This is a genomic window from Bradyrhizobium sp. 31Argb (assembly GCF_043638955.1).
Lineage (GTDB): Bacteria > Pseudomonadota > Alphaproteobacteria > Rhizobiales > Xanthobacteraceae > Bradyrhizobium.
The window spans coordinates 1-10,166 of record NZ_JBEGDB010000288.1; the positions used below are offsets into that span (position 1 = coordinate 1).

Genomic DNA, 10,166 nt, shown 5'->3' on the forward strand with positions numbered 1-10,166 from the left:
CACCGATCCGATTCGGTGTCGCCGCCCCAATCCTGACGGTCAGTTCTCCGGTAACATTCTTGATGAGGCAATGCGCTATCTCTATCTCGGCGACCGGCTCGCCGACATGATCCTGCGCGGCGGCGCCAACATCTATCCGGCGGAAGTCGAGGCCGCGGTGTGCGCGCATCCCGATGTGCGCTCCTGCGTCGTGGTCGGCCTGCCCGATCCCGAATTCGGCCAGCGCATCCATGCGATCCTCGAGTGCGATCCGGCGGTCGACGCGCAGGCGATCGCCGACGGCATGGGCGATTTCCTCGCCGACCGGCTGAGCCGCTACAAGCATCCGGAGAGCTTTGAAATCGTGGACGCGCAGGTGCGCGACGATTCCGGCAAGGTCCGCCGCACGCTATTGCGCGACGAGCGCGCGGCATGGCTGAAGGAGAATCGCGCATTCCGGATCATGCCGTCGCGGGTGCACGCGAAGGCGGAGTGAGCCCACGCCGTCATTCCGGGGCGCGCGTCAGCGCGAACCCGGAATCCATTTCTCCACTTACGCATGCGGCCCGATGGATTCCGGGCTCGCGCTGACGCGCGCCCCGGAATGACGTCGGTTCAGCTTTAGCCAGCTAACAGCTCAAGCGTTCGTGGGTCGGCTTCGCCACCATAATATTTCTTCAGCGCAGCGGGAAATTCGGGAACGGCCGACACCGCGGCAAACAGCGTCATCGAGGAGCGGAACTTCAGATCGTCGGGACTGCCGAGAATTTCCCGGATGGTCTTGCCATCGACGGCGTTGACGAGACGCGTGCATTCGAGCAGCCGCGGTCCCAGGATCTCATGCTTCAGATAGGCGATCGCCTCGTCGCGAGAGGCGATCGCAAAGCGCTGCGCCATCGCGCTGAACCCGAGACCGGCAAGCTGCGGGAAGATGAACCACATCCAGTGGCTTTGCTTGCGGCCGCGGCTGAGCTCAGCCACAACCTGCCGGTAAACCGGAGCCTGCGCATCGACAAAGCGCGCGAGATCAAAGCGGTCGCTCATGGGCTTCTCCCTGATGGGCCGACGAGCTCGACGAGGCGATCGAGCAACGGCCGCTGGCCTTCGAGTATCTTCGCATGCGCGGCCGCGAGATCGAACCATTCGGCGCGATCGATCTCAGGGAACGCCTGCATCTTCCCGCTTCTCGGCGGCCACTCGATCTCGAACATATTACTCCTGATAGCATGCACATCGAGATCGCCTTCGACGGCGAAAGCGATCACGCGCTTTCCGGCGCGCTGGCGGATCTCGCCCAGCGGTTCGAGCGGCTGATCAAGGACGACGCCGGTCTCCTCGGCAAATTCGCGGCGCGCCACGGCGATTGCATCCTCCTCGCCGTCCATCTCCCCCTTCGGGATCGACCAGGCGCCCTCGTCCTTGCGGCGCCAGTAGGGCCCGCCGGGATGCACGAGCAGAACTTCCAGCCGCGACCCCGAACGGCGATACATCATGATGCCCGCACTTGCGGGCGTGCGACGTGTCGCCTTCAACGATCTTTGCTCCCGCCATGCATTTTCGGCTCCGTCGGCCAGCACCGGATTGGTCGGCATGTATGCGACGTTTCGCATCGGCTCAAGACGCTACATGCGAGGTTCTGCGAGATCACATCTTAAGGTAGAATCCGTTCCACCGATCCAACCGTGTGAGGTCTCCCATGTCTTTCCGCGATGATAACAGGGAATTCGAGAAGTGGTTGGCGACGCAGTGCGATATCGTCAAGAGCGACATCGACTACAAGCACGAGCGAATGAAGGAGAGCGCCTTCATCTTCCTGCGCGCGACCTATTTCCGCTGGGCGAGGAAAATCGGCGACTGGTGTCCGGAGCTGATGGACGCGCCCAAGGTGCTCGCCGTCGGCGATCTGCATCTGGAAAATTTCGGAACCTGGCGCGACGCCGATGGGCGTCTGGTCTGGGGAGTCAACGATTTCGACGAAGCCGCCGAGATGCCCTATCTGCTCGATCTCGTCCGTCTGGCAACCAGCATCCAACTCGCGCCGCGTTCGGCTGTCGACGATGAAGATGCCGCCAGCACCCTGTTGAAGGCATATCACGAGGGCCTGAAATACCCGCGACCGGCGCTGTTGTTCGAGAACCGAACCTGGCTCAGGCCTTACGCCGAGCCGGACGACGGAGAAGCGGAAGAATTCTGGGACGACATCGAAAAATATCGCAAGCCCCGGCCGCGACCGAGGGAGGTCGAGAAGGTACTGGAGGCAAGCCTGCCTAAGGACGCGACCGACATCCGGCTATGCCAGATTTTCAAGAAGGGCGGCGGCAGCCTGGGACGGCCGCGTTACGCCGTGATCGCAAAATGGCGCGAAGGCCTGGTCGTGCGTGAGGCAAAGGCGTTAGTGCCCTCGGCATGGACCTGGGCTCACGATGCGACAACATCGAAGAAATCGAATTTCCTCAAATCGGCCAACGGCAGGTACCGTTCGCCGGATCCCTTTCTGACCGTACACAAGAAGTTCATCTTCCGCCGCATCTCCGCCGACTCCAAGAAAATCGAACTCGGCAAGAGCGCCGGGAGAAAGCTGCACCTGAAGCTGCTTCACGCCATGGCATTCGATGTTGCGTCCATCCACGCCGCCAGCCCGGCCGGACGCCAGGCCATCGAAGCCGACCTGCGAAAACGCCCACGCGGCTGGTTGCAAGCAGCGGCAACTGTCGCGAACGGGAAGGTTCGGCGCGACTATCGGCAATGGCGGGGCTGATGGATTTGTAGTCGTTCCAAACCGCGAAGCCCGCTCGCGCTGGGCTCATTTCGTTGTTATATTGTCTTCGGGACGATCGACCGGACATTGATTATTGGGTGCGGCGTTAGTCGAAGGAAACGCGATTCTTACGGAGATCCTTCATGTCTTCCTTGACCGAATGGAAAGTGCCACCGGCACACCAGCCCAGTTCCGGCAACTACAAGTTTGACCTCGACCGCGCGCTTGCCGCCGTGGTGGGACTGCACTCCATCATCCCATCCGACGCGTTCAGCGCGGAGACGCTGGGCACGGAGCGCGCCGGCAACGGTGTCCTGATCGACGACGGGCTGGTGCTGACGATCGGCTATCTCATCACTGAAGCGGAAACCGTGTGGCTGCATCTTGGCGACGGTCGTGTGATCGAGGGCCATCCGCTCGGGTTCGATTTCGAATCCGGCTTCGGCCTGGTGCAGGCGCTGGGACGGCCGGGCATCGAGCCGATGCCGATCGGCTCGTCTGCCGCGACGAAGGTCGGCGACAATGTCGTGGTCGGCGGCGCCGGCGGCCGCACCCGCTCGCTGGCGAGCCAGATCGTGGCGAAGCAGGAATTTGCAGGCTATTGGGAATACCTGCTCGACGAAGCGATCTTTACCTATCCCGCGCATCCCAATTGGGGCGGCACCGCGCTGATCTCCGGCAAAGGCGAATTGATCGGCATCGGCTCGCTGCAGCTCGAACGCGAGCGCAACGCCCGCGCTGAGCATGTCAACATGATGGTGCCGATCGACCTCTTGATGCCGGTGTTCGACGACCTGCGCAAATATGGCCGCGTCAATCGGCCATCGCGGCCCTGGCTCGGCATGTACACGACCGAGATCGACAACCGCATCGTCGTGGTCGGCATCGCCGGCAAGGGCCCGGCGGCGCGCGCCGAGCTGAAGACCGGCGACGTCATCCTCGCCGTCAACGGCGAAAAGGTGATGAGCCAGGCGAGCTTCTATCGCAAGCTCTGGTCGCTCGGCACCGCCGGCGTCGACGTGCCGCTCACCGTCTATCACAAAGGCGTCACCTTCGACGTCACGCTGGCCTCGATCGATCGCACGAAACTGTTGAAGGGGCCGCGGCTGCATTGAGCGCGAAGAGCAGCGCAATGGGCGAGGCCGTGGTGGACGACATCGTTGCCGTGCTGCCGCCGCTGTTGCAGACGCTGGAATCGCTCGGCTTCATCGCGCGCCATTTGCACCCGCCGGAGTTCGGCCACGTCATGCAGATCGCGGGCGAGCCGGACGCGGCGCTGCGCGCGGTCCGCCCGCGGCTCGCCGACTGGCCGGAGCAATTTGCCGCGATCAGGGCGCAACTCGAAACCGCAAGCGATGCGGCGCTCGCCGCATATCGGGGCCTGCGCGCGGTGCAGGACGGCAATGGTGATCTCGTGAGTGTGTTCCGCGCGCTGCGCTACACGCCGCGCGCGCTGGAGGCGCTCTATCCGCTGGCCACGCGATTGCCACCGGTGAACGAGTTCTTCACCGATCCCGCTTTGCGCGGGGATGCCGAACTGCTAGCGCGGCTGGCCGAGCCTGCCGGTGCAACCACCGGCATTCTGCACGACGGTAACGAGCCGGGCAGCCGCGGGGGCTTTTCGCTCTACGTGCCGGAACATTACACACCCGACCGCGCCTGGCCGCTGGTGATGGCGCTGCATGGCGGCAGCGGCAATGGCCGCGGCTTCTTGTGGAGCTGGCTGCGCGACGCACGCAGCCGCGGCGCCATCCTCGTCTCGCCGACCGCGCTCGGAAGCACCTGGGCGTTGATGGGCGACGATATCGACACGCCGAACCTTGTCCGCATTCTCGATTTCGTACGGTCGCGCTGGACTATCGACGAGAAGCGAATGCTGATGACGGGAATGAGCGACGGCGGCACGTTCTGCTATGTTTCAGGCTTGGGCAGCGCCTCGCCCTTCACCCACCTCGCCCCGGTGGCAGCAACCTTTCATCCGCTGATGGCCGAAATGGCGGACGCGGAACGGCTACGCGGATTGCCGATCCATATCGTGCATGGGACGCTCGACTGGATGTTCCCGGTGCAGGTCGCGCGCCAGACGCAGCAGGCGCTGAGCGCGGCCGGTGCCGCCGTCACCTATCGCGAGCTCGACGACCTCAGCCATACCTACCCGCGCGAGATGAACGCGGTGATCCTGGAGTGGCTGAATGAGGTGCCGTAGCCCGGGTGAAGCGCCAGTGTAACCCGGGACCACTCGCCACGCTGGCGGAACTGTCCTCGTCGATGTCGTTGTTTCAAACCAGGCCGCCATTGGCGCGCAGCGTCTGGCCTTTGATCCAGGAGCCGTCGGGACCGGCGAGGAAGGACACGACCGAGGCGATGTCCTCGGGTGTGCCGAGCCGCTCCAGCGGATTGGCCTTGGCAAGGCGGTCGATCAGTTCCGGCGACTTGCCGTGCAGGAACAGATCGGTCGCCGTCGGACCGGGTGCGACCGCGTTGACCGTAATCGCGCGTCCGCGCAATTCCTTGGACAGGATCGCGGTCAAGACCTCGATCGCCGCCTTGGTCGCGGTGTAGGCGCCGTAGGTCTCGAACTTGGTGCCGACGACGCTGGTCGAGAAATTGATGATGCGTCCACCGTCGCGCAGCCGGCGCGCGGCCTCGCGCATCGCATTGAAGCTGCCCTTGAGGTTGATGGCCACGTGCTGGTCGAACAGCGCGTCATCGGTGTCGGCGATCCTGGCAAGCTTCATGATGCCGGCGTTGTTGACGAGCACGTCGACGCCGCCGAACGCGGCTTCCGCCGCATCGAATACGCCGCGCACCGCGTTGGGATCGCTGACGTCAGCCTTGGCCGTGAGAGCCCGGCCGCCGGCGGCTTCGATCCGGCTCGCCACCGCCTCGGCGGCTTTGGTGTCGCCGGCGTAATTGATCACGACGGTGAAGCCGTCCTTCGCAAGGCGTTCGGCCACCGCGGCGCCGATCCCGCGCGAGGCGCCCGTTACCAGTGCCACTTTGTTGGTTTCGTTCGACATCTTGTTCTCCTCTCGGTCTGCGGCTTGGCCGCTGGGTGACAGGAGCAAGGTAGGCACTTTCACACTCCGGATAATCATGCATAGATTGGCATCACTATTCCCAAAATCCGGATAATCGCGATGGATCGGTTCGATGCGATGCGGGTGTTCACCCGGGTGGTGGAGCGGCGCAGCTTTTCGCTTGCAGCTGAGGATCTCGGCATGCCGCGCTCGACGGTGACGGACGCCGTCAAATCGCTGGAGGCGCGGCTCGGTGTGCGGCTGATCGAACGGGCCACGCGGCATGTCCGCCCGACCCTCGATGGCGAAGCCCATTACCGCCGCTGCCTGTCGCTGATCGCCGACCTCGAGGATGCCGAAGGCGCATTCGGCGGCGGCAAGCCGAAGGGGCTGTTGCGGTTGGAAGTGCAGGGCACGCTGGCGCGTCACTTCCTGCTGCCCAACCTGCCGGGCTTCTTCGCGGAATATCCCGGCATCGAGATCAACATGAGCGAGAGCGACCGCTGGATCGACCTGATCGAGGAAGGCGTCGATTGCGTCTTGCGCTTCGGCCATCTGCCCGACAGCGACATGATCGCAAGGCAGGTGGTGATGCTGGAGCGCTTCACCTGCGCGGCGCCTGGCTATTTCGAGCGCTTCGGCACGCCGTCTGGTCCCGATGCGCTCGAAGGCCACCGCATGATCGGGATACGCTCGCTGACGACGAGGCGGCTGCGGCCGATGGAGTTCGTGGTCGGAGGCACGGTGCGCGAAGTGACGCTGCCGGCGATCATGTCGGTGACGGGACCGGAGAGCTACCTCGCCACCGCGCGGCTCGGCCTCGGCCTGGTCCAGGTGCCGCGCTTCCACGCCGAAGCCGATCTGGCGCGTTGGGCGCTCGTTGAGGTGCTCACCGAATGTCCGCCGCCCTCGGTCCCGGTATCCCTGCTCTACCCGCGCAACCGCCAGGTCTCGCCGCGCGTGCGCGTGTTCATCGATTACGTGATGCACGCCTTCGGGCGGGCTTAAGCGCGGTTCCGGTACGAACTGGCCGGCCCCGGAACCATCCGCCGGCCATCCCCGTTATCTGCGGTCACCGGAGGTTTCGTCATGCGAACGTTTTTCGGAATGATCTTGGGTGCGCTACTGCTCATTGCGGGCGTTTATCTCTATGATTCGATGCGGACGTCGAGCGTGGCGGGCGGCCAGGCCGCGCAGAGCGGCCGTACCATCGTCAACTGGGACGTTGCCGCCGATGACCTGAAGGCGCTGAAAGCACGCGCTCATGAGGATTGGCAGAAGATTTCATCGCGCTAGCGAAGACCTGCCAGACCTGAGGAACTGCCCGATCTAGCGACTCATGTTCGCCTTGCGCGCGTCGGCGATGGCCTGCACAAACTGCTCCTTGGTCAGGATGCCGGGCACGCGGAATTTGCCGACGATGAAGGACGGCGTGCCCTGAAAACCGAAGGCCTCGGCCTGGGCGTTGTTGCGCGCAAGAATGGCATCGATCGTCGTGGCATTGGCCGCAAGATCGCGCTTCAAGCGATCGATGTCGATGCTCGCACCTGCGAGCACCTCCTGTATCCGCGGCTCGGTCAGTTTCATGGTGAGGCCCATCATCGCCTCATGCGCTGCCTGAAACTTGTCCTGATACTTCGCGGCCAGCGCCATGCGCGATGCGACCTTCGACACATCGCCCAGGATCGGCCAATCCTTCCACACCAGGCGCACCTTGCCATCGTCCTGCGCAATTTGCTGCAGTTCAGGCGCGATCTTGCGGCAATAGGGACACTGGTAGTCGAACCACTCGACGATGCTGATGTCGCCCTTGGCGTTGCCGGCGACAGGGATCTCCGGATCGCGCAGCACGGCGGCTTCGGTCAGCACCTTCTCTTCTTCCTGCGCGACGGCAGTGCCGCCCAGCAGCGTGATGCCGGCAGCCATCAGGCCGAGCGCGGCGCGGCGCGTGGGTTCCGGATTGATTCCGGCACGATCGGTCGGTGGGCTCATGTCAAATCTCGCGGCTGCCTTCGCTGTCTACGCTCGGCAGGCGGACATGTCACGCAGCTTTGCTGAGCTCACCAAACTCGTCCGAAACACGGCACGATAAAGGCTGACGCGGCCGGCGTCATACTCCGACCGCGCCAGCCGCTTCAAGATCAAGCGGCGCCCTTCAACCGCTTGGTGCATTCGCTGTAATAGCCGCCGCCCTTCTGGATCCACTTCAGACCGCCATTGGCATTGGTGGTCTTGTTGGCATTGTACTGGTCGACGCAGGTGTGCATGCGCGCCTTGCCCTGCGTCTCCTTGGCGTATTTCGGATCGACCGCGTTCGGGAATACCGCCGGTCCCGCCGGCAACGCAGGCGCTGCGGCTGGAGCGGCTTCCTTCTTGGCCTCCTTGGCGGCCGGGGCCGGCGCGGGCGCAGCGGCTGTCGGTGGCGCGGGCGCGGCGGCGGCTGGCGTTGCGTTCGCGCCGCACTCGGCCTTGCGGAAGTCGTTCCACTTCTGGCCACCGAGTGTTCCGGCTGCCTTGGCCGCCTGGTACTTGGCGCTGCATTCCTGCGCGGTCAGGGCCTCAGCCGGCGCCGACATCACGAATGCGGCGAGACCCGAGGCCGCCATCGCACAAAGCAGTTTGGCTCGAATTGTCATGGTTGTTCTCCCTTTCCGTCAAACCTCAGCGCGTTGACGAGGGCCGCATCCTAACGCAACCGGAACTTGCGACAACGCATTGGCGAACCGCCCCGTCAAAATATTGTGGCGACCGACACGGGCGATATTCATCGGCGGTTCAGCATCGGGCGACGACGGTTTCACATCCAATCATTCGAGGTGTGCCTCATGCCGAAGTTTTCCTCCCTCGCCACCACAACCGCCCTCGCCGCGTTCCTGCTGACGGGCACCGCCTTTGCGCAAACCACTGCGCCCGCGCCGAAGGACACCGCCAAGACCGAGACCAAGGCGCCGCCGTCACCGGACGAGAAGAAGGCACGCAGCGCCGCCTCGCTGGAATGCTCCAAGCAGGCCGATGCGAAAAGCCTGCACGGCAAGGAGCGCAAGAAATTCCGCCGCGAATGCCTGAAGGAAGCCGCCGACAAGAGCGCGGGCGCGAAGTAAGGGCGGCACCCGGCCTCCAAAAATCCGGCGCATTGCTGCAATCGCGAGATGCATTTGTCGCGGGCCTGCGGATTTGGCATAACGCCATCGTGAACCTGCTCCCCGCATCGATGGCGCTTGCCATTCCCAGCCGCGCGAACATCCTCAATACGACCGAGACGCTCGTCATCGGCGCCGCGGGCGGCCTGCTGTTTTTGTGGGCGAACCTGCCAGGCGGGCTGATTTCCGGCGCGATGATCGCGGTCGGCATCGCCGCGCTCGCCGGCCGGCCGCTCACCGTGCCGCCGGTGGTGACCCAGACCGTGCTGATCCTGCTCGGCATCTCGCTGGGCTCCCTGGTGTCGCGGCAACTGATCCAGCATGTGAGCGCCTATCCGCTCACCATCGCGCTGCTGGCGCTCGCCACCGTCTGCTCGATCTTCGGCAGCAGCTACTATCTGCAGCGCGTGCATGGCTGGGACCAGACCTCGGCCTTCCTCGCCGGCAGCCCCGGCGCGCTGTCTCAGATCACGATGCTCGCGATCGAAAAGAATGCCGATGTCGCCGCGATCGCCGTGGTGCAGACCATGCGCGTGATCATCCTGACCGCCGCTTTGCCACTGATGCTGGCGATGCTCGGAATAGCGCCAGCGGCGCCGCCGACCATCGCCTCCGCCAGCGCCTCGCCGCTCGAGCTCGCGGCGCTGATCGCGGCCTCCATCGGCGCGGCGCTCGTGCTGCGCTGGGCGAAATTTCCGGCAAGCTGGATGTTCGGCGCCATGCTCGCCTCCAGCCTGCTGCACGGGATCGGCGCGATCGAGGGCGGCCTGCCGCCCTGGGTGCGCGGCGTCGCGCTGGTCGGCATCGGCGCCCTGATCGGGTCGCGCTTTGCACGGATGAAGCTCTCGACCTTGCGCAGCCATATCAATGCCGGACTCGGCTCGTTCGCGGTCGCGATCGTGATCTCCGCGATCTTCGTTGCCGCGATCACGCTGACTACGCAGGTCCATCTCTCCGACGTCGTCGTCGCCTTTGCCCCCGGTGCGATGGACGCCATGCTGGCGCTGGCGCTGACGTTGCACATCGACCCGATCTTCGTCGGCGCCCACCACCTCTCGCGCTTCGTGTTCGTGACGCTGGCAACACCCGGCATCGTGCACCTGTTCGGCCGCCCGCAGGAAGACGTGGACGATTAAGCGGACGCGTCTCACTCGTCATTGCGAGCGGAGCGAAGCAATCCACGCCTCCGCTTGCGGATCGGGATAGGGGGAAGCCTCGCGGCTTCGCCCCTCCCACACCACCGGACGTACGGGTCCGTATCCGGCGGTT

Annotated in this window: 12 protein-coding genes and 1 pseudogene; 8 read left to right on the forward strand and 5 right to left on the reverse strand. The window is 64.5% G+C overall.

Features of this window, described 5'->3' with window-relative positions:
• Positions 1-475, forward strand: a pseudogene (locus AAFX91_RS34440) (acid--CoA ligase); the annotation flags it as partial.
• 125 nt (positions 476-600) lie between these two features.
• Here the strand turns inward: AAFX91_RS34440 and AAFX91_RS34445 are convergent.
• Positions 601-1,023, reverse strand: a complete 423-nt coding sequence (locus AAFX91_RS34445; protein ID WP_130583463.1) for a DUF1810 domain-containing protein — start codon at positions 1,021-1,023, stop codon at positions 601-603.
• The gene (locus AAFX91_RS34450) at positions 1,020-1,511 is read right to left on the reverse strand and encodes an NUDIX domain-containing protein (RefSeq protein ID WP_283813573.1); all 492 of its coding nucleotides are present in this window, start codon (positions 1,509-1,511) and stop codon (positions 1,020-1,022) included. Before AAFX91_RS34450 ends, AAFX91_RS34445 begins: the two co-directional genes overlap by 4 nt.
• A gap of 164 nt (positions 1,512-1,675) precedes the next feature.
• Here AAFX91_RS34450 and AAFX91_RS34455 point away from each other — a divergent pair, with 164 nt between their 5' ends.
• From AAFX91_RS34455 to AAFX91_RS34465, 3 genes are all read left to right on the forward strand, one after another.
• Entirely contained in the window at positions 1,676-2,737 is a 1,062-nt protein-coding gene (locus AAFX91_RS34455) for a DUF2252 family protein (RefSeq protein ID WP_130583464.1), read from the forward strand.
• A 143-nt stretch (positions 2,738-2,880) separates the two neighbouring features.
• Complete coding sequence (locus AAFX91_RS34460) at positions 2,881-3,852, forward strand: S1C family serine protease (protein WP_394569536.1); 972 nt, start codon at positions 2,881-2,883, stop codon at positions 3,850-3,852.
• 17 nt (positions 3,853-3,869) lie between these two features.
• Positions 3,870-4,943, forward strand: coding sequence for a phospholipase (locus AAFX91_RS34465; RefSeq protein ID WP_130583466.1), 1,074 nt, complete (start codon positions 3,870-3,872; stop codon positions 4,941-4,943).
• A gap of 73 nt (positions 4,944-5,016) precedes the next feature.
• Here the strand turns inward: AAFX91_RS34465 and AAFX91_RS34470 are convergent, their stop codons facing one another.
• A complete protein-coding gene (locus AAFX91_RS34470) occupies positions 5,017-5,757 on the reverse strand; it encodes an SDR family oxidoreductase (protein ID WP_130583467.1) in 741 nt (246 codons plus the stop codon).
• A gap of 120 nt (positions 5,758-5,877) precedes the next feature.
• On the opposite strand from AAFX91_RS34470, the gene AAFX91_RS34475 reads away from it, so the two are divergent.
• Positions 5,878-6,765, forward strand: coding sequence for a LysR family transcriptional regulator (locus AAFX91_RS34475; protein ID WP_394569537.1), 888 nt, complete (start codon positions 5,878-5,880; stop codon positions 6,763-6,765).
• An 81-nt stretch (positions 6,766-6,846) separates the two neighbouring features.
• Positions 6,847-7,053: a hypothetical protein gene (locus AAFX91_RS34480; RefSeq protein WP_130583469.1), complete on the forward strand. Its 207-nt coding sequence runs from the start codon at positions 6,847-6,849 to the stop codon at positions 7,051-7,053.
• 33 nt (positions 7,054-7,086) lie between these two features.
• On the opposite strand, the gene AAFX91_RS34485 is transcribed toward AAFX91_RS34480, so the two are convergent.
• Both AAFX91_RS34485 and AAFX91_RS34490 read right to left on the reverse strand, forming a co-directional pair.
• Positions 7,087-7,749: a DsbA family protein gene (locus tag AAFX91_RS34485; RefSeq protein WP_130583470.1), complete on the reverse strand. Its 663-nt coding sequence runs from the start codon at positions 7,747-7,749 to the stop codon at positions 7,087-7,089.
• 149 nt (positions 7,750-7,898) lie between these two features.
• Complete coding sequence (locus AAFX91_RS34490; protein ID WP_394569538.1) at positions 7,899-8,393, reverse strand: hypothetical protein; 495 nt, start codon at positions 8,391-8,393, stop codon at positions 7,899-7,901.
• A 189-nt stretch (positions 8,394-8,582) separates the two neighbouring features.
• Between AAFX91_RS34490 and AAFX91_RS34495 the strand changes: the two genes are divergently transcribed.
• Together AAFX91_RS34495 and AAFX91_RS34500 are read left to right on the forward strand one after the other, a co-directional pair.
• On the forward strand, positions 8,583-8,858 hold the full coding sequence (locus AAFX91_RS34495; RefSeq protein ID WP_130584307.1) for a PsiF family protein: 276 nt from the start codon (positions 8,583-8,585) through the stop codon (positions 8,856-8,858).
• A gap of 110 nt (positions 8,859-8,968) precedes the next feature.
• Entirely contained in the window at positions 8,969-10,033 is a 1,065-nt protein-coding gene (locus tag AAFX91_RS34500; protein ID WP_130584308.1) for an AbrB family transcriptional regulator, read from the forward strand.
• Positions 10,034-10,166 lie beyond the last annotated feature (133 nt).

Coding starts and splice junctions, on each gene's coding strand:
- AAFX91_RS34470 (WP_130583467.1), bottom strand. CDS start 5,757: ATGTCGAACGAAACCAACAAAGTGGCACTGGTAACGGGCGCCTCGCGC.
- AAFX91_RS34490 (WP_394569538.1), bottom strand. CDS start 8,393: ATGACAATTCGAGCCAAACTGCTTTGTGCGATGGCGGCCTCGGGTCTC.
- AAFX91_RS34465 (WP_130583466.1), top strand. CDS start 3,870: ATGGGCGAGGCCGTGGTGGACGACATCGTTGCCGTGCTGCCGCCGCTG.
- AAFX91_RS34495 (WP_130584307.1), top strand. CDS start 8,583: ATGCCGAAGTTTTCCTCCCTCGCCACCACAACCGCCCTCGCCGCGTTC.
- AAFX91_RS34455 (WP_130583464.1), top strand. CDS start 1,676: ATGTCTTTCCGCGATGATAACAGGGAATTCGAGAAGTGGTTGGCGACG.
- AAFX91_RS34475 (WP_394569537.1), top strand. CDS start 5,878: ATGGATCGGTTCGATGCGATGCGGGTGTTCACCCGGGTGGTGGAGCGG.
- AAFX91_RS34480 (WP_130583469.1), top strand. CDS start 6,847: ATGCGAACGTTTTTCGGAATGATCTTGGGTGCGCTACTGCTCATTGCG.
- AAFX91_RS34445 (WP_130583463.1), bottom strand. CDS start 1,023: ATGAGCGACCGCTTTGATCTCGCGCGCTTTGTCGATGCGCAGGCTCCG.
- AAFX91_RS34485 (WP_130583470.1), bottom strand. CDS start 7,749: ATGAGCCCACCGACCGATCGTGCCGGAATCAATCCGGAACCCACGCGC.
- AAFX91_RS34500 (WP_130584308.1), top strand. CDS start 8,969: ATGGCGCTTGCCATTCCCAGCCGCGCGAACATCCTCAATACGACCGAG.
- AAFX91_RS34460 (WP_394569536.1), top strand. CDS start 2,881: ATGTCTTCCTTGACCGAATGGAAAGTGCCACCGGCACACCAGCCCAGT.